Origin of the sequence: Sporolactobacillus sp. THM19-2, assembly GCF_004153195.1 — a bacterium.
In the GTDB taxonomy this organism is placed as follows: Bacteria; Bacillota; Bacilli; order Bacillales; family Sporolactobacillaceae; genus Sporolactobacillus.
The window spans coordinates 88609-107450 of the sequence record NZ_SEMC01000003.1; the positions used below are offsets into that span (position 1 = coordinate 88609).

Here is an 18842-nt window from a genome sequence, read left to right on the forward strand (position 1 = left end):
GACTCTATCGGAAATAAATTTAGAAAGACCCGAAAAGCAGGACAATTTATCGATGGAACAGGACGTCCCGGCTCCTGAATGGATTCACTCTCTCCTCTAAACATTCTATGGGTAATACGTCCTGTTTTCAAGAATAAGATCTGTCCCTGCGACCCGCTCAGAGATGGCACCGACAGAATATTGCCCATACCCGGCGTGCCTTAATAGCCTGTTTTTCCTTGATCTGGTCGGGCCTGACCCATGTGACAGATGTTTCCTTTTCTCCCCTGGCTGTGTGTTTCGTTCACAAATTTCCGTTCAAAGCCCAATCCACGGTTTCTCATCTGCCCTCCTGCTCTCCCGGCATTCGATTTTGCTTTCTTCTGCCCCCGCGAAAAACCGGCGCACTGCGTCCATACAAATCCTCTTGTTTATTCAGCCGATAATTAACAACACGGGCAGCAGCAAAAAAGTAATCGGAAAGCCGGTTCAAATAGTGTAAGGGTAATAAGGATTGTTTCTGATCCACCTTCACCAGTTTAACCGCACAGCGCTCTGCCCGTCTGGTTACCGCGCGCGCCAGGTGCAGCGAGGCGGCTGGCACTGAACCTCCCGGTAAAATGAACTGTTCAATATCCGGAGCTTCATCAATCAGCCGATCGATCCGTTTCTCCAGATAATCAATCATTTCCTGATTCACATGTTTTTTACGATGTTTCGTGACCGATGCCAGATCGCCACCGCAATCAAACAGCTCATTTTGAATTTTCTTCAAATCGGTAAGTAAATCATGAAAACGCCCGGGATCAAGTTGTGCGACAGCCTGACCCACAAAACAATTGGCTTCATCAATTGTACCAATGGTTTCGACGTGCAGATCGTCTTTATCTACTCGACCGCCGATAATCGCGGTTTTCCCCTCGTCACCGGTTCGCGTATAAAGAATCACATTAATTCCTTCTTTCTTTTTAAAGATTCAGGAGCCATTCATTGTATCCTCAGCTAATTCACATTCTGCTCTCTATTCATTCTATTGATAACGATTATCAATTTCAACATCATGTTTACATCTCAATTTTACCAGACAACCGGCAGCAGCATACAAATCCTTAACCTTCCTGCCGCAGGCTCCTCACCCGTTTTGCTGCTTAAAAAATGACAATTACGTGACAGACCGGATCATCCTGCCTGTTCGCGTCGATTAGCGTGTATTTTTTTAAATGCCTAAAAAGCATAAAGCAAAAATTGCCTTCTGACAAGTCGCAGGTAACAAAAAAATCCCATCAGGGAAAGGCTGATGGGACGATCTGACAAAACAATTTTTAGTTCTTCCAGAGAGGCGCTCTCTTTTTTATTTTCTTAAAATAGAACACGGGCACCGGAATCAAACGGCCGCGCTTCTTTATTTTCAGACCTCCATTTCTTAGTCGTCATCCTCTTCTTCTTCTTCTAAGCCCTCTCGAGGCGCATGACCCAGGTAAGCCTGTAATTCACGGATCTGACGATTATTCCAGCTTAATTGCTGCACCAGAAACGCCTGAAGGGCCGGTTTATCCTCTTTCTCAGCTAATTTTATAGCACGCGTGATAAACAGATTTTGCGTATCAAAGTCTTTGACTGCAGATGAAAGCCATTCTTTAGCCGAGAGATACTTGAATTTCCCATGTTCCTCCAACATGCTGTAACGGCTGAATTCCTCAGTTGTTGTCGGAATCACTTCGTCTTCATCTAACAACAATTGTGCAAGTCCATCAAATAACCTGTTTTCAGTTTGAATGGCCTGGCTGAAGGACTTTTTTAAAAAGGGCCTTTCGGGTCCTCTGGCATAATAAACAGCCTGAGCCAGCTTCTCCTGATGAATCTTCAGATTGGCTAAAATATGGCCGGTCATCGCTCCGGCAGTCGGGATATGGTGATCTTTCTCCGTCTGGGCTACTTCTGCTTCATATAATGTATCGATTGACATACGCGTTCCTCCTCTGAATTTGTAAATCCTTAAGCTTCTTTTTCTTTGACCGATTTGACTTCATAGCCAAGTTTCGACACGATCTGCGCCACTTCTTTGGCTGAGATCTTATCTGGATCGATCTCTGTCTTCACCTTGCTGGAATTAAACAGGACTTTCGACTTTAGAATGCCTTCCTGATGTGCAAGGCCTGATTCAATTTTTTGCAGACATGACGGACAAGTCAGTCCCTCTAATTGTAAAATCACTTTTTTCATCTTGAATTCCCCTTTCTTTTGTTTACATGTTCAGTTTAATGCGGCTCGTTCATTAATAAATTGACAGTTATCAACTTTTAGAAATAAAGAGCAAAGTGTTATGCAGCCTGCTTCGTGTGGTATCTTAACAAACGCATCCCGTTCATGATGACTACTAAAATGCTGAGTTCATGGACGAACATGCCGCTCGCCATATAAATGTAACCAAGAATCAGACCGACTAATAAGAACGCAACGGTAGCAATGGCAATCACAATATTTTCTTTCATATTTCTTACTGTTTTCTTCGTTAATCCATAAGCATGGACAAGCTCAGAAAATCTGGATTTCATTAAAACAATATCTGAGGTTTCCACTGCAACATCGGTCCCGCTGCCCATGGCAATGCCGATATGTGCCGAGGCAAGGGACGGGCTGTCATTGACGCCATCCCCGATGAAAGCGACATGATGGCCCGCCTGCTTCAGCTTTTCTACATAACCCACTTTATCTTCCGGCAATAACTCTGCATGAACTTCATCAATACCCAGTTGCTGGCCAATCGCCTGGGCGGTCCGCGCATTGTCACCCGTCAGCATCACCATTTTTTTGATGCCCATTGTTTTTAAAGCGGCTAAAGCGGATTTAACGCCGTCTCTTGGCGTATCGGCAATACCCAGCATAAGCGCGGGCTCTTGATCGATCGCAACTAAAACAGTGGATATTCCTTTCTCTTCCATCTCAGCTAATTTTCGTTCCTGCTCAGGGTGCAGTTGCACCCCGGCTTCAGTCAGCAGGTTACGATTACCAACCAGAACGTTCTGATTCTCTACAACCGCCCTGATTCCTTTACCCTTGACCACCTGGGTCTGAGTCACCTTCAGATGACTGTAATCCATGTCATGCGCCTTGGCATAGGCCAGGATCGCCTTGCCAAGTGGGTGATCGGATTCCTTTTCAATAGCAGCTGTATAGGCTAATCCATGTTGCTGACCAGGCACGGCATGCATTTCAACGAGCTCAGTCTGCCCCTTCGTCAGCGTGCCCGTTTTGTCAAAGACTAACGTATCCACCTTACTGAACGTATTCATGATCTCGCCGCCTTTGATCAGAACGCCGCTTTTTGCGCCATTACCGATACCGGCGACATTGGACACCGGAGCACCAATCACTAAGGCTCCCGGGCAGCCCAGGACTAAGATTGTGATGGCCAGCCGGATGTCCTGCGTGAACGCCCAGACAATCAGTCCCAATAATAGAACGGCCGGCGTATAATAACGGGAAAAATGATCAATAAACTTTTCTGCATGTGATTTTGTATCCTGAGCTTCTTCAACCAATTCAATGATCTTACCGAATGTGGTATCCTCACCCACACGGGTTGCCTTCATTCGCAGTGTTCCGTTGTCTAAGATCGTCCCGGCAAAAACGGTCGCGCCCACCGGCTTATCAACAACCTTGGATTCGCCCGTGACACTGGCTTCATTCAGATAGCCGTGACCTGAGGTGATCACCCCATCCACCGGAACCTGGGCTCCCGTCTTCACTAAGAGCTCATCACCCTCATTCACTTCATCAATATCCGTTTCCTGCGCCTGACCATTCTTTTGGTAAACCCAGGCTTTCGTCGGGGCCATTTCGGTCAGGGTTTTAATTGAGTTGCGCGTTTTCTGCAAGGTTTTCTGCTCCAGATAACTCCCGAACAGAAACAGAAAGACAACGATCGCTGATTCGTTATATTCACCAATAAAAAGGGCACCGATCACAGCGATACTGACTAACAATTCGATACTGATGACCTTCACTTTCAGGGCCTGCCAGGCATGAATCAAAACTGGTAAGAAGCCGATAATTGTAGCCGCGATAAATGTCACATTATAACCTGTTTCCCAATGGAAAAGTCCTTTACTTAAAAAGCCAAGTACAATCAAAGCACCGGTCAACCAGGTGATGTGTGTATTATGTTTCTGTAACCATTTCTGGAATTTCATATTGCCTCTCCCTCCTTTTATAATTCAAGGATAAGCGGAAACGAAGGATATAAAATTGACAGCAGTCAAGAAAAGAAACTTTTTAACATCCATTCGATATTCGCAATATATTTAATATTCCAATAATTTTACAACTGACGCAACTGACTCTGTCCTGAGTGGAATCAGACAGAGGATAACTAACCGTCATTTTTTAAAATCTACTCTCTGAAAGGAGGGGCTTATTATGCTTCCGCACTGTAAAAATATACACACGGGGCAAAAATGGTTTACGAATTTGGGAAGTTCTGGGATGTTTTCATTAAACGATCGAAATGGCCAAAAGAAAGAGCCCGAAAGCGTTGATAAATCAACGTTTTCGGGCTCTTTCCAGATTCCATATAATTGTAAATATGGAGACGGTGGGAGTCGAACCCACGTCCAGAAACATCGCCATTTAAGTTTCTACGAGCGTAGTCGGTATATTAGCAATTCGCCCGCGCGTCGGCCCACCGACAGGCTTTCGCGGAACTATCCCGATTAATCTCTTCCCTGGCCCTCAGGATGCGGGCGTCCGGCGTATCCCACTAGAGTGAGTCCCTGACCCTACCACGTGGGCGATGGAGGGAGGAACCGCAAAAGCTACTTACGCAGCTAAAGCGAGGTTTTCGTTCTTTTTGCCAGTTATGGCTTTGGCGTTTTTACGAGGCCGACCCCCTCGGCTCGCCGCTTAAACTCAACCTGCCCCTGTCGAATCCGTAACGTCCCCGTTTGGTAAAACGGGCGTGCGAATAAATCAGCCATAACTTTGATGACAGGACATAGTATATCAGTAAAACTGCAAAAAATCAAATTACATTTTCTGCCTGCCTCTGAAAGCTCTGGCCATTTCACGCTCAGCCGTTTTTTTCTTCATGGTTTCACGTTTATCATACATCTTTTTGCCTCGTCCTAATCCAATCAGTACTTTGGCAAATCCGTTCTTTACATAAATTTTAAGTGGGATCAGGGCATAACCTGTCTTATCCGCTTCTGCACCAAACCTGGCAATTTCTTTTCGATGCATCAGCAGTTTACGTGTTCTCAGCGGATCATGGTTATATCTGTTTCCCTGTTCATACATGCTGATATTCATATTGTAAAGATAGGCTTCTTCGCCTTCAACTCTGGCAAAGGCATCCTGAATACTGACCTTTCCCCGACGAATGGATTTAATTTCCGTTCCCTGCAGGACGATCCCTGCTTCGACCGTCTGCTCAATAAAATAATCATGTCTTGCCCGGCGATTCTGAGCGAGTACACGGCTTTCCTTTTTTGTCACTGTGAACACCTGCCTGACTTATCCATCATTTCATTATAAGCTACGCGGGCAGCAGCCGGCAAGCCGGACTGTCTTCCTGCTTATTTCATCCGTCTGTGCTGAGCCAGATCAAGAAGCATCAGGATGACAATGAAAACGATGGAAGCAAGGAGCATATCCATCAGGCTTTTATCCGGACGCGGCATCATATAGGTAAACCAAAGCCATTGTATGATCAGGCTGGCAGCAAACAGGCCGGCATAGCTGATAAACTTTTTCATACGTGTCCTCCCTGTCCCTGTGCCCTTACTTTTTTCCCAGTTCATGATAGATAGCGTGGGCCACGCCATCTTCCGCACAGGTCAGTGTCACGCGATTACATCGATCCTTAATTTCCTGATCTGCATTCCCCATGGCAACGGAGATACCGGCGACGGCAAACATCGACAGATCATTATAGTTGTCGCCAATCGCCATGACCTCGCTCAGAGGTATATCAAGATAGGACGCCAGATGATACAGGGCATTTCCTTTGGATACGTTACGGGCCATGATTTCAAAGTTCCCGCTGCCACTTGAAACGATGGCGTATTTATGTTTTGCTTCATATTTTTCCCGGGCCCTGCTCAGTTTCTGATCATCAAATGAAAAAACAAGTAGTTTATAGATCCCCTCTCCGCTCGCCTCAATATCTTTCGGGCTGCTGTAATTTCTGTGATAGGTCTGCTTTGCGGAACGCTGATAGCCTTCTCCACGCTCATCAGGCTTATGAAGCCGTTCAAGTTCCTGACGAAGCCACAGCTCCCCGTTTTCCGGATGGTAAATACCATGTTCCGTACTGACACTGACAAAATACTTCTTCGCTGTCAGATCGCCGACAATCTCAAGCGCTTCTTTTGTGTCCAGAAAATCGGCACCTAACAATTTTCCGTCGAGCGTATGGAGCGTGGAACCGTTACCACCAATGACATGCGCTTCGATATCCGCTTCTTTCAGGAGATTCATCACATCGAAGGGTGCTCTTCCTGATGCAATGGTTAGCGATACACCTTTTGACCGGGCATAGCGCATGGCCTTCAGATTCTCCCAGCCGATCTCGTTGTGACTGTTGAGCAGAGTTCCGTCCATATCCATCGCAATAAGTTTAATCATAAATGCCTCCCAATTTGCCTGCTGTGTATTGTGGTGTGGAGCAGACTGGCGGCCGGACTCCCCTTTTCTGTTCAGGGAACCGGCGTCCTCATTATATCAGATTCTCAGGCTGTATTTTTTTACATTAACCCGAAAAATTGAAAAAAGAACCCCGCCCGGAGTTCTCTTGTCTCGTTCTGTCATTTACTTCTTCCTTTATTTTTTGCATAGGGTCGATTTTTACTGTCGTACCCGCCTCTGTGTCCGGATCCGCGATGATCTGAAGCTTTGCCGCCCGGTTTTCCTCCGAAGCGTCTCTTCCCTTTGTCATCTTTGCCATTGCGATTTCCCTGAATGATCGTTGGGCGGGATTTACGCACACGTGGTTTCTGCGGTTTCATACCCTCAACTTCAAAGTCCACAGCACTCTCGTCAAGATTCACATCAAGCACGCGGACCCGGATCTCGTCGCCAATTCGATACAGATGACCTGTCCGTTCACCGATCAAAGCCATATTTTCTTCACTGTAACGGTAGTAATCATCCGTCAGGTAGCTGATATGAACCAGACCTTCAATCGTATTCGGCAGTTCAACAAAAAGACCGAAGTTGGTGACCCCGCTGACCACGCCGTCAAAGGTCTGCCCGACCTTATCCTGCATGAATTCAGCCTTTTTCAGATCATCGGTATCGCGTTCCGCCTCAACTGCACGCTGTTCGCAGGCGGATGTGCGCTGAGCGATGTCCGGAAGCTGCTCTTTCCAGACTGCCTGCGTCTTTCCATCGGTATGCCCTTCAAACAGATATTTGCGAATCAGTCTGTGCACGGTGAGGTCGGGATAGCGGCGGATTGGAGAAGTAAAATGGGTATAATACTCCGTCGACAGGCCGAAATGTCCGAGACATTTATCATCATATTTTGCTTTTGCCATTGATCGCAGCATCACCGTACTGATCAACGTTTCTTCAGGCTGTCCCTTGACTTTTTCCAGCAGGGACTGAAGCGTACGAGGATGAACATGATCTTTCGAGCCTTTGACCACATAACCGAAGTTTACAACGAAATCGAAAAACTTCTCGAGCTTATCCGGGCTCGGTTCTTCGTGTACCCGATATAAAAAGGGAAGATGCAGCTTTTCAAAATGCTCCGCCACTGTCTCATTGGCAGCGAGCATAAAGGATTCAATCAGGCGCTCCGCTTCCGTGCGTTCACGAACCACGACATCAGTCGGTTTGCCCTGCTCATCAACAATAATTTTTGCCTCTGTAAAGTCAAAGTCAATAGCACCACGTTCCTTGCGGTGTTTCTCGAGAATCTCAGCCAGTTCTTCCATCAGGTCAAAAAACGGGATCAGATTATGATAACGTTCAAGGACCGCATCGTCTTCTCTTCTCAGGATCTTGCGGACATTGGTATAGGTCATCCGTTCTGTGGAGCGAATTACACTCGGGAAAATCTCATGTCCGACAACCTCGCCCTTTGGCGTGATTTCCATGACACAACTGATGGCCAGTCTGTCCACATGAGGATTCAGACTGCATATCCCGTTCGAGAGCCGGTGCGGAATCATCGGGATCACCCGGTCGACAAGGTACACACTTGTTCCGCGTTCATAGGCTTCTGCATCCATTGGTGATCCTTCCGTTACATAGTAGCTGACATCGGCGATATGTACACCCAGCTGATAATTGCCATTATCCAGTCTGATGACATTGACCGCATCGTCAAGGTCCTTGGAGTCCTCACCATCAATCGTCACAATCGTTTTATTGCGCAGATCTCGGCGGCCCCTGCGATCCTGATCCGTGATTTCATCCGGTATCGCTTCTGCCTGGGCAAGCACTTCGGGAGGATATTCAAGCGGAAGGCCGTGCTTATAGATAATGGAGAGAATATCGACGCCCGGATCATTTTTATGTCCCAGGATCTGGGTAATCATGCCTTCAGCATTTTTCCTGCCTTCAGGATATTTCGTAATCTCGGCAACCACTTTGTGCCCTTCCATCGCCCCATGTTCCGCATGTTCAGGGATGAATATATCACTTGTAATGCGGTTATCATCCGGAATCACAAAGCCGAAGTGTCTGCCGGCATTAAACGTTCCGACAACCTGCTTCACGGCACGCTCAAGAACACGGATGATTGTCCCTTCTGCCCGGTCACCACGATCTGACTGCTTGTATGATACACGAACGATGACAGTATCTCCGTTCATCGCGCCGCCCATATCGTTCGGGCTGACAAATACGTCATCCATTCTGTCATCCTCAGGGATAATAAATGCAAACCCTTTGGCATGGGCCTGTACGCGGCCTTTCATCAGATTCATTTTTTCAGGAAGCCCGTACCGTTCCGAACGTGTTCGGATGACCAGCCCCTGTTTTTCCATCTCAGTCAGTGTCCTGACAAACTCCGGCAATTGATCCGCCTGATCCTCTCCAAAAGCTGTTTCAAGCTCCTGAAGGGTCATTGGACGGTACGTTTTATCCCTCATGTAATCAAGGATTTTCTGAATGCGTTCTTCTGCCATAAATAAACCTCCCTGTCCTCAGGAAACAGACCAGTCCAGGCTTTCGAGAAACGCATAGACATCCTGGTTTAACTGCATTTTTTCTGCTCCCAGCGTTATTACGTGTGTTGCCTGTTCATACCATTTCAATGTTTTTCTTTCCGATTGCAGTGCGTCATACATCTTCTGTGCATCATCCGTATTAATCATTTCATCCTGCCGTGCCTGAACAATAAAAACGGGCACCCGGATCTGTGGCAGATGATGCCGTGTCTCGTCAATCATCCGGCTGAGTCCTGTAAGCATGGCCGGAATTTTCTTCCGAATATCCGCCATATCCGCGGCAATTTCCTGCTTATTTTTCCCCTGCATGGCCATATAATTCTCAGCATAGCGAAGAACACCTGCATGAATCCGTTCCTGTGCACCGGACCGGATCGGAGCGCACATCGGAATCAGTCCCTTTACTGGAAAAGTGTATCCACATCTCAGAGAAAATACCCCTCCCAGGGACAAACCGCATACCGCAAGTTCCTGATATCCGAGCCGCATCATGTACCGGTAAGCTTCCTGCACATCATGCCACCAGTCCGCAGCAGTTGTCCGAACGAGTTCCTCAGGAGGTACGGCATGTCCTGAATAGTGCGGCCCGTAACAGGTGTATCCCCGTTTATTGAGATATCTGCCCAGCTGCCGGACATCTGCCGAGTTGCCTGTAAATGCATGCAGAAGTAAAACGGCACGGGCACCGCCTTCAAACAGAAACGGTTTTGGCGGCCTCACCTTCATGTTTCCGTCATCCCCCCGTTAAACAGTCATCAATTGTTGAATCAGATAACTGGCAGTTCTTCCCTTTTCTATTCATTTATTATACGCTATATTCACTGTTTGGTCTAAGAGATCGGGTATTCCCGGAACAGAGGTATAAAAAACCGGAGCGACAGCTGCTGTTGTTCAGCCACCCTTCCGGTTCGTCACTCAGCATGAAATTCAAAAATAGTAACCAAGCAGGAACGCGCAGAGAAAAAAGAGAACAGAAAAAAAGATGGTCAGGCGGCTCAGGCCAACTTCAATGCCTCTTGCTTTCTGTTTACTGAATAATTGTTCTGCTCCGCCTGTAATCGCCTCTGATAATCCGTCGCCACGACTTCTCTGCATCAGAATCAGGACAACCATAATCAATGCGGAAACAAGCATCACGATCATTAAAAATGTATGCATGAAATAACGCTCCTATCTTCAAATAAACGTACCCTTCTCAATAGATTTAATGTACCATACGGGACGGGGCATCGCAACTTTTTCAGAGGTTATGTTCATGAGTCTGTTCCGCAGCTGCCGAAAGCTCCCCTTCTGATTGCGCTCTTCTTTTCAGCTTCCTGCGCCAGGTGATCGCGGACAGGGTCACACATATTTCATAAAGGAGAAGAAGCGGTACAGACATCACCGTATCCGAAACAAAATCCGGTGGGGACAGAGCAACCCCCAGAATAATCAGGACAAAATAGGAGATTTTTCTCATTTTTCTCATTCGGACCGGATTCAGAATCCCGAGATTCGTCAGGAAAACGACGATCACCGGAAGTTCAAAAATCAGCCCAAACGGCAGGACGACCTGCATCATGAAGCGAAAATAGCGTTCAGCCGTAAAGACCAGCTGGAACATGCCATCATTCATTGACATCAGAAAGTGAAAAATGTTTGGGAACACAATGAAATAGCCAAATGCAATCCCACCCAGGAAAAGCAGAAAAAGGGCCGGAATGTAAGAGAGCGCAATCCGCCGTTCTTTCCGGGTCAGTGCAGGCGCAACGAAAAGCCAGAGCTGCCAGGCGGCAAAAGGGATGGTCACAGCAATTGCCGCAACGCCGGCAATCATGAAATACACCGTGACAATATCTGCCGGACTGAGCACGGCCAGCTGGCCGTCGACATGCAGGTCACGAATCAGCCACAGGTACAGCCGTTTCGTGAAAAAAAGCATGACGGCAGCACTGAGGATGAAGACGACGAAAACGGCGATCAGCCTTCTGCGCAGTTCATTTAGATGATTCAGCAGACTCATATTTTTTCCCGTCATACCCGCACCTGGATTCTTCACGCATTTTTACCGTCATCTGTATGGTTCTTTTCCTTGCGAACTTTCTGCGGGGATTCATGGGATTCATCATCAACGAGATTGTTGGTTTCCTTCTTGAATTCCCTGAGCGTTTTACCGAATGCTTTCCCAATTTCAGGGAGCTTGGACGGACCGAAAATGACAAGAGCAATCACTAAAATCAGGATCAGACCGGGAATACCGATTGATTGAAACATAGCAGGCACCTCTTTTCTAATTTAGCAGATCCGCGGCAGCATCATGCCGGACAAGCGATGCAACCGCCGTTTACTCCCGAGCGGCGTTTCAAGAACTAATTGACCATGACCCCTGCCGGTTACTTTCCCGATGAGCGTTGCCTGTGACCCTTCCGGAGTGGCATGCAGGACCTCGAGTGCACGACCCCGGTCCTTATCTGCAACAATCAGGAGGACTTTTCCTTCGTTAGCCAGGTACAGTGGATCAAAACCGAGAATATCACACGCGCCTTTTACTTCATTTCTGATCGGAATCCGGGATTCGGTAAGTTCAATCTGCGCACCGAAGTCTTCGGCAATCTCAACGAGTGTGGTGGCCACACCACCGCGCGTCGGATCCCGCATCATTTTGATATCAATACCGTCCTGAAACAGGCGGTCAATCATCTGGTTGAGCGGTGCGCAGTCACTTTTGAGATCGGTGATCAGACCCAGCTCGCCTCTGGCGGCAAGGATCGCGATGCCGTGATCTCCCGCGGTACCGCTGAGAATCACCGCATCACCTGCCTCCATGCGTTCAGGGGCGATCCCGGTCTCTTTTCTCTTCAGACCGATACCCGTTGTATTAATATAGAGGCCGTCAGTTCCTCCTTTTTCAACAACCTTGGTATCCCCCGCAACGACATGCACACCGGCCTGTTCCGCTTCGCGCGCCAGTGAACGGACGATGGTACGCAGATCAGACAGCGGGAAGCCTTCCTCAATAATAAATCCGGCTGTCAGAAAGAGGGGGCTCGCCCCCGCGACACTCAGGTCATTAACCGTTCCTGATACGGCGAGTTTCCCGATATCCCCGCCGGGAAAGAACAGGGGATGAACAACAAAGCTGTCTGTGGTCACGGCGATTTCCCCGCTCCCGACTGAGAGAAAGGCAGAATCAAAATGTGAAGCCGTCTCATTACCAAAGGCGGAGACAAAAATCTGCTGGATCAGTTTATGAGCCAGTTCCCCGCCATCTCCGTGAGCTAAAGTAACTTTACGATCCATAAGGAGTCATCCTTCCTCTCTCAAATAGGCGTAATGTGCCGCGCAGCTGCCTTCTGTCGATACCATGCAGGGGCCGACAGGATGAAGGGGCGTACAGGCTTTACCAAACAGGATGCATTCATCGGGCGCGGCGAGTCCGCAGATCATGTCCCCGCACCGGCAGCGCGTTTTCTTCGGCTGACCGACATGGATATGAAATTTCTTTTTCGCATCAAACCGGCTGTATTCCCGGCGAATAGCCAGTCCGCTTTGCGGAATGATCCCCATTCCGCGCCACGCCGCGTCTGCCGGTTCAAAATATCTGAACATCATATTCCGGGCCGCTTCATTCCCGTCAGTACGAACGACACTTTTATAATTGTTCAGAATAGCCGGTCGCCCCTCCAGCGTCATCTGAAGCAGCTGATAAATGGCGCTCAGCATCTCAACAGGCTCAAAACCGCTGATGACCCCGGGCATCCGATAGTCATCCACAAGGAACTGATAGGCTTTCGCGCCGAGCACGATCGATACATGGCCGGGCAGCAAAAAGCCATTGATTTTGACCTTCTTTACAGAAAGCAGCGTACGCAGTACCGGCTGGACAAGCTTTGCCTGAGTCCACATCGAGAAATTTGCGACCTGTTTCTCGTTTGCCAGCTGCAGGGCAGCCGCCAGGACAGGTACGGTGGTTTCAAATCCGACACCGAGAAAAACAACTTCCTTATCCGGGTTTTCTTCAGCGATCCGCACCGCATCCAGTGGTGAATAAACAATGCGGACGTCGCGCCCTTCGGTTTTTGCACTGAGAAGACTTCGTTTCGATCCGGGGACGCGCATCATATCGCCAAACGTACAGACAATCCGCTCCTCAGACTCGGCGAGTTCAATCATCGCATCAATTTGCTTCTGGTCAGTGACGCAGACCGGACAGCCCGGCCCTGAGATCATCCGGACATGTCCCTTTAAAATCAGTTTAACCCCTGTTCGCGCGAGCGCCATCGTGTGTGACCCGCAGACTTCCATAAAGGCCGGCAGCTCACCGGTCTTTTCCCGGCATCGATCTGCCAGACGGTTGACTTTTTCCGCCAGTTCTTTTGCAACTTGCGGATCCGCCGGTTCAAATAACGTTTGCATGGGCCATCTTCTCCCACTCATTGATGCTTGCCCTGGCAAAATCACGATCAACGATGGACATCCCCTGACCGGCGTGAACAATCACATATTCACCTGTCTGAACTTCAGGGACAAACAGAATACCGACTTCCATTCGCGTGCCCATCACATCAACAAGCGCCGTATAATCTTTCTTTTCAATAACTTTTGCCGGAACGCCTACACACACCGGAATCACTCTCCTCATTTAATCTCTCTTAATTTCATCTCTCTTACGGTCATCATGATTCTGCAAAATTATTTTTCACCTGACAGCGGACGATCTGCGCGCCCTCGCAATCATCAGTTGCCCGAGGCTCAGGCCTCCATCTCCGCAGGGGACATGCTGATGCCTGAATACAGTGAAACCGAACCGGCACAGCGTCTGATCCATCTGTTCTGACAGATACGGATTGTTAAAACTCCCTCCGGACAAAACGACACGCCGGCCATATTCCGGGTGAGCGCGGTGGATCTGATTCAGAACCGTGCAGCAGGCCACTTTTACCGTTTCATGGAAGCGCTGACTGATCGCTTCGGAAGCTGCGCCCCTGAGATGATCTACGGCAATTTCCTGCAGCATCTCGGCCGGATCAATCACCAGCATGTGATCCTGCTCTCTGATTGTAAACGGATAAGATTGCGCCCTCTTCCCGCTTTCCGCGAGCTCTGAAAGTAGAACAGCCGCCTCTCCTTCATATGTGGATCGCCGGCAGACGCCGAGTATTGCGCTCACGGCATCAAATAATCGGCCGCAGGTACCGGCTGACGGGCTGTTCACTTTCCTTTCTGTCATACGCTGAATGACCGGAAGCAGCTGCTTTTTCTCGGGAAACAGGCGTTCCGCCAGCTGCATGCCTTCATCGCCATGCAGGCTGATCAGCATCGCGGCAGCGTTGCGCCAGGGCTCAATGACCGCCCTGTCACCACCCGGAAGCGGCGTATAGCGCAAGTGAGCGAGCCGCCGGAACCCGGCTGCCCCGCCATACAGCACTTCAAAGCCCCATATCGCACCATCTTCTCCGTATCCCGTCCCGTCAAGGATAATCCCGAGGCAGGAGCCATCCAGATGATTGTCTGCCATACACGAAACAAGATGCGCATGATGATGCTGGACTTCGGTGACCGGCTGACCCAGTCCGGCAGCTGTTTCTCTGGTGCTGTAGAGAGGATGGAGATCTGCAGCAACCGTCTCGATTCGGCTCCCTGTCCATGCGATAAATCGTCTGAGCGTCCGTTCATAATGTCTGATACTTTGATCAGACGATAAGTCTCCCAGATGCGGGCTGATAAAAATCTGATGGCCGCAGCCAAGAGCGAATGTATTATTCAGCTGACTGCCAAGCGCAACGATCCCGCTCACATCGCCTGGGGCAGCGACAGGCTCCGGGGCATACCCTCTCGCCCGTCGTAAAAAGAAAGGGGCTTTTCCGTCTGCCCGGACCACCGAGTCGTCAATGGCGTTCTGTATCGGACGGTTATGCGTCAGAATGGCCTCGGCGATCCCTTTCAGTCCGGAGAGCACCTGCCCGTCCTCGTACAGGATCGGAAGGCCCGAATGATTCGCACTCGTCATCACCAGACAGGAATACCGGCCCATGTCAAACAGCAGGTGATGAAGCGGCGTGTACGGCAGCATGATGCCCACAGTCCGGATGCCTGGAGCGATGCCACGCGCAATCGGAAGTGACGGACTGTCCTTTTTCCCGAGCAGGACGATCGGCGCTTCCGGCGAGCGCAGGACTGCGGCTTCTGTATCGGATACTGCGGCCATCTTCCCGGCCGCCTCAACCGTGGGAACCATAACCGCCAGCGGTTTGTCCGGCCTTCCCTTGCGCTTTCTCAGCCGGGCAACAGCCGTTTCATTCGCTGCATCACAGGCCAGGTGATAACCGCCAATCCCCTTGATGGCAACGATCTTTCCCTCTTCGAGCTGGCGAACAGCCACGCGAAGCGCCTGCTCCCGTTCGCTGATCGCGCGCCCATCCGGATCCAGCAGGGATAGATGCGGTCCGCAGGAGGCGCAGGCAATGGGCTGTGCATGATATCTCCTGTCGGCCGGATGATGATATTCATCGGCGCAGGGCCGGCACATGATGAAGTTTTTCATCGAGGTATATGTCCGGTCGTAAGGGAGCGCATCAATAATGGTGTACCGCGGACCACATTGCGTGCAGTTAATAAACGGATAGTGGTAACGCCGGTTTGCCGGATCGCGCATCTCACGCAGACAGTCATCGCACACCGCCGAGTCGACCGGAATGATCAGCGACGAACAGCCACTGCGGTCACTCGGAATGATCGTAAAACAGGACGCACCGGAAAGGGCGGTCTTCACTGTTTCCACGTGATCAATCCGCGCCATTGCCGGTTTTTCATCAATCAGCCGGTCCAGACCGGTCCGAATCGCCTCCTCTTTCCCCTCCCAGAGAATATGAACACCGTCCATATTATTCTGAACCGTCCCTTTTAGATCAAGCGCCTGTGACAGGCGATAAACAAACGGACGGAATCCGACTCCCTGTACACGTCCGCGGACGGTGATGCTCAGTCCTTCACGCCATCCTGATAAGCTTTTCTGATCCAGTTGAGCCATACATCAAAACCTTCTCCGCTTCTGGCTGAGAGCGGCATCAGACGGGAATGGGGATTAATGCCTCTCAGATCCTTTTTTGCCTGATCCAGATCAAAGGACAGATAGGGTAACAGGTCGATCTTGTTAATCAATGCCAGATCAGTGACATGAAACATCAGGGGATATTTTGTCATTTTATCATTGCCCTCCGGGGTACTGAGCACGACAATCCGGTAGTTCTGACCGAGATCGAATTCAGAGGGGCAGACCAGATTTCCGACGTTTTCGATGAAGAGAATGTCGGTCGTATCCAGATCGATCTCAGGAAGGACTTTTGCCACCATTCTCGGATCAAGGTGACATTCTCCTTCTGTTGCAATCTGAACGGCCTTCACCCCGTTTCTGCGGATCCGTTCTGCATCACGCTCTGTCGCGATATCGCCCTCAATTACTGCAATCCGAAATTCACCTGCAAGAGCGGACACCGTTTTTTCCAGTATGGCTGTCTTCCCGGCACCCGGCGAACTCATCATATTGATCACAAGCGTCCCTGTCCTCCGGAACAAATCCCGGTTATAGGACGCTGCATGATCATTGCTGTCCATGACATTCTTGTCCAACGTGATTTTCATAACCTCAGCTCCCCTCGTATGATTGAATTTTAAACGTTTCTCCTTCAAGCAGGACACCGAAAGGCATGCCGCATTTCGGACAGGTGGCAATCAGCTCATCCGGTTCATATTCCGTATGGCAGACGGCGCAGCGTGCCCGCCCCCGCTCGCGGATAATGGTCAGGGACGCCGACGGATCCAGCAGCGGGACCTCTCCCGTTCTGCGGAACGCGTCAAAAGCAAAACGCAGGGCGTCGGGAAGTACATTGCTCAGATCACCGACAATCAGGGAAATTTTCTCAACTGAGGACATGCCCCGTTTTTCAGCATCCGCGGCAACAGCTTCCAGAGCGTCGGCCATCAGACCCATTTCATGCATGGTCCCCCGCCCCTTTATTGGGAAGTGCCGCCCATACCTGATCCCCTTCATGCTTCAATTGAATAAATTCAGGGTGAAGGGAACCTTCCTGTTTCGCAAACGTATAAAATTGGTCGCAGGACAGGCAGGTCAGCCGCTGAAGCGGGGCGATCCATTGCAGCATACCCCGGCAATCCGGACAGATCTTCCGGCAGGCCGTGATTTTTTCACCTGCTTTATACAGACAGACAGCCTGCCCGGCACGAAATGACTCGCTGTACCCGTCCGGCACCCTGTCGAGCCGATACCAGTGCATGTCCTGAAGCAGATCGGCAGCCTGAGTGATTTTCCTTACATCTTCATCAATAAACGGGGAGGCGATTTGCTTCGCCGTCTCTGTCAGGCTGCCGGCGAGTTCTTTTAGAAATGAACGGCGATTCATTGGCCCTCACGCCAGTCTCTGATCTGTTTTTTTATTCTTTCAATCAGTTCCGGAAGCAGCTGTTCCACCGTTTTGCTCAACTCTGTTCCCAATTTTAATGACGCGGGCTGAATACCGAACATAACCATTTTCTCCGGCAGTCGGTCACGGAGCTGAGCCGCCGATACCACTTCCTGAAAACCGATCTGATGAACGGACATCTTGATTCCGGAAAAGGAGGGAATCTGATTTTTATTCAGGGTAATCAGGGTCCCCGGCTCTTCCCCGGCATTAATGGCATCAATGATAATCAGCTGATCGGTGTCTTCAACCGGTCCGAGCAGCTGCATGCCTTCCGTTGACCCGTCGACCAGTTCCAGATTCGGCACATCCTGAAGCGCCGTCCGGAGTCTGTTCAGCACATGAATCCCTGTCCCTTCATCTGAGTGCAGCGTGTTGCCAATACCGAGCACGGTGATTTTTTTTACCCCATCCAGAGATGATGGAGCTGCGTCGGCCGCGCCTTTCTGACGTTCTTCCGCTCTGCGGGCCGGTTCAAATTTATACCCGGAAAAAATCGAAGACATCGTCCCGTTTTTACTCAGCCAGTCCTCACGGAACGCCATATAGACATGGATGACAATAAAAATCATAAAGGCCCAGGCGACCAGATGGTGCCATGAACGGACCGTGAAATCGGACCCTCCGAAGAGGAAAACCACCCAGTCAAACGCTTTCGCATACCACGCATCCGGCTGCGGCTGAAACAGCATATAGTAGCCGGTAAAAACCATGATCACGGAACCAAGCCCGATAAAAATCCAGTAACTGAGCTGAGCAAGCGGATTATGGCCGATGTAGTGCTTCTTGTGGTTCGGCAGAAAAAGGTATCCCTTGAGCGTTTCAATCAGACCGGTCCAGAAACTTTTCTGCAGAATCTGCGATTTGGCATAATGATTGCCCTTAAAGGTCCAGTACGCGCGGAAAATCAGGTTAGCCGTGAAAACAAAAGCTGTGATAAAATGAATGATCCGCACCCAGCCCATCAGATAATCATAATAGGCTTCGCCGTTTGAAGCCGGCGTGATGAACGGGTGACCAATGTAAATGCCGGTAAGCATCAGAATCATGATTGACGCTGCATTGACCCAGTGAAAGATCCGGATCGGAAGTTCCCATACATAAACAGAATGTTGTTCACGCAGCTGCGCAGAGCGGCGTTCACTGATCTTTGCTCTCAGATTTTCTTCGGCATGTTTGCGGCGGAGCGCCGGTTTTGTCTCCGTAAGTGTTCTCATCACGCTACCCC

At 49.6% G+C, this 18842-nt stretch carries 20 protein-coding genes, 1 other RNA gene and 1 pseudogene; all 22 read right to left on the reverse strand.

The window, feature by feature from the left end; all coding sequences use genetic code 11:
• Positions 1–319 precede the first annotated feature (319 nt).
• On the reverse strand, positions 320–928 hold the full coding sequence (locus EWH91_RS03875; RefSeq protein ID WP_129928709.1) for a cob(I)yrinic acid a,c-diamide adenosyltransferase: 609 nt from the start codon (positions 926–928) through the stop codon (positions 320–322).
• Between the two features lie 474 nt (positions 929–1402).
• Entirely contained in the window at positions 1403–1945 is a 543-nt protein-coding gene (locus EWH91_RS03880) for a ferritin-like domain-containing protein (protein WP_129928710.1), read from the reverse strand.
• Between the two features lie 29 nt (positions 1946–1974).
• Complete coding sequence (locus tag EWH91_RS03885) at positions 1975–2202, reverse strand: heavy-metal-associated domain-containing protein (protein ID WP_129928711.1); 228 nt, start codon at positions 2200–2202, stop codon at positions 1975–1977.
• Positions 2203–2300: 98 nt separating this feature from the next.
• Positions 2301–4172: a heavy metal translocating P-type ATPase gene (locus EWH91_RS03890; protein ID WP_129928712.1), complete on the reverse strand. Its 1872-nt coding sequence runs from the start codon at positions 4170–4172 to the stop codon at positions 2301–2303.
• A gap of 390 nt (positions 4173–4562) precedes the next feature.
• Positions 4563–4920, reverse strand: a transfer-messenger RNA (tmRNA) gene (gene ssrA, locus EWH91_RS03895).
• Positions 4921–5004: 84 nt separating this feature from the next.
• A complete protein-coding gene (gene smpB / locus EWH91_RS03900) occupies positions 5005–5472 on the reverse strand; it encodes an SsrA-binding protein SmpB (protein WP_129928713.1) in 468 nt (155 codons plus the stop codon).
• Between the two features lie 80 nt (positions 5473–5552).
• A complete protein-coding gene (locus tag EWH91_RS03905) occupies positions 5553–5732 on the reverse strand; it encodes a hypothetical protein (protein WP_129928714.1) in 180 nt (59 codons plus the stop codon).
• A 25-nt stretch (positions 5733–5757) separates the two neighbouring features.
• Positions 5758–6603 (reverse strand): Cof-type HAD-IIB family hydrolase, encoded by an 846-nt coding sequence (locus tag EWH91_RS03910; protein WP_129928715.1) that lies wholly within the window; start codon positions 6601–6603, stop codon positions 5758–5760.
• A gap of 179 nt (positions 6604–6782) precedes the next feature.
• Positions 6783–9113 (reverse strand): ribonuclease R, encoded by a 2331-nt coding sequence (rnr, locus tag EWH91_RS03915; RefSeq protein WP_129928716.1) that lies wholly within the window; start codon positions 9111–9113, stop codon positions 6783–6785.
• A gap of 18 nt (positions 9114–9131) precedes the next feature.
• Complete coding sequence (locus EWH91_RS03920) at positions 9132–9881, reverse strand: alpha/beta hydrolase (RefSeq protein WP_129928717.1); 750 nt, start codon at positions 9879–9881, stop codon at positions 9132–9134.
• Between the two features lie 201 nt (positions 9882–10082).
• Positions 10083–10313, reverse strand: coding sequence for a preprotein translocase subunit SecG (gene secG, locus EWH91_RS03925; RefSeq protein ID WP_129928718.1), 231 nt, complete (start codon positions 10311–10313; stop codon positions 10083–10085).
• Positions 10314–10395: 82 nt separating this feature from the next.
• A complete protein-coding gene (gene tatC / locus EWH91_RS03930) occupies positions 10396–11172 on the reverse strand; it encodes a twin-arginine translocase subunit TatC (protein ID WP_129928719.1) in 777 nt (258 codons plus the stop codon).
• A gap of 17 nt (positions 11173–11189) precedes the next feature.
• Complete coding sequence (locus tag EWH91_RS03935; RefSeq protein WP_129928720.1) at positions 11190–11408, reverse strand: twin-arginine translocase TatA/TatE family subunit; 219 nt, start codon at positions 11406–11408, stop codon at positions 11190–11192.
• Positions 11409–11429: 21 nt separating this feature from the next.
• Positions 11430–12434 (reverse strand): hydrogenase expression/formation protein HypE, encoded by a 1005-nt coding sequence (gene hypE, locus EWH91_RS03940; RefSeq protein WP_129928721.1) that lies wholly within the window; start codon positions 12432–12434, stop codon positions 11430–11432.
• A gap of 6 nt (positions 12435–12440) precedes the next feature.
• Complete coding sequence (gene hypD, locus EWH91_RS03945; protein WP_129928722.1) at positions 12441–13550, reverse strand: hydrogenase formation protein HypD; 1110 nt, start codon at positions 13548–13550, stop codon at positions 12441–12443.
• Positions 13534–13758: a HypC/HybG/HupF family hydrogenase formation chaperone gene (locus EWH91_RS03950; RefSeq protein WP_129928843.1), complete on the reverse strand. Its 225-nt coding sequence runs from the start codon at positions 13756–13758 to the stop codon at positions 13534–13536. Before EWH91_RS03950 ends, hypD begins: the two co-directional genes overlap by 17 nt.
• Before the next feature lie 75 nt (positions 13759–13833).
• Complete coding sequence (hypF, locus tag EWH91_RS03955) at positions 13834–16164, reverse strand: carbamoyltransferase HypF (RefSeq protein ID WP_129928723.1); 2331 nt, start codon at positions 16162–16164, stop codon at positions 13834–13836.
• The gene (gene hypB, locus EWH91_RS03960) at positions 16116–16775 is read right to left on the reverse strand and encodes a hydrogenase nickel incorporation protein HypB (protein ID WP_129928724.1); all 660 of its coding nucleotides are present in this window, start codon (positions 16773–16775) and stop codon (positions 16116–16118) included. The genes hypF and hypB overlap by 49 nt, the downstream gene beginning before the upstream one ends.
• A gap of 4 nt (positions 16776–16779) precedes the next feature.
• Positions 16780–17133, reverse strand: a complete 354-nt coding sequence (locus EWH91_RS03965; RefSeq protein WP_129928725.1) for a hydrogenase maturation nickel metallochaperone HypA/HybF — start codon at positions 17131–17133, stop codon at positions 16780–16782.
• Positions 17126–17554 carry a Rieske (2Fe-2S) protein gene (locus EWH91_RS03970; RefSeq protein ID WP_129928726.1) on the reverse strand — a complete coding sequence of 143 codons (429 nt, stop codon included), beginning with the start codon at positions 17552–17554 and terminating at the stop codon, positions 17126–17128. The genes EWH91_RS03965 and EWH91_RS03970 overlap by 8 nt, the downstream gene beginning before the upstream one ends.
• The gene (locus EWH91_RS14705) at positions 17551–18006 is read right to left on the reverse strand and encodes a HyaD/HybD family hydrogenase maturation endopeptidase (RefSeq protein ID WP_326407522.1); all 456 of its coding nucleotides are present in this window, start codon (positions 18004–18006) and stop codon (positions 17551–17553) included. Before EWH91_RS14705 ends, EWH91_RS03970 begins: the two co-directional genes overlap by 4 nt.
• 81 nt (positions 18007–18087) lie before the next feature.
• A pseudogene (gene cybH, locus EWH91_RS14710) lies at positions 18088–18831 on the reverse strand (Ni/Fe-hydrogenase, b-type cytochrome subunit); the annotation flags it as partial.
• Between the last annotated feature and the right edge of the window lie 11 nt (positions 18832–18842).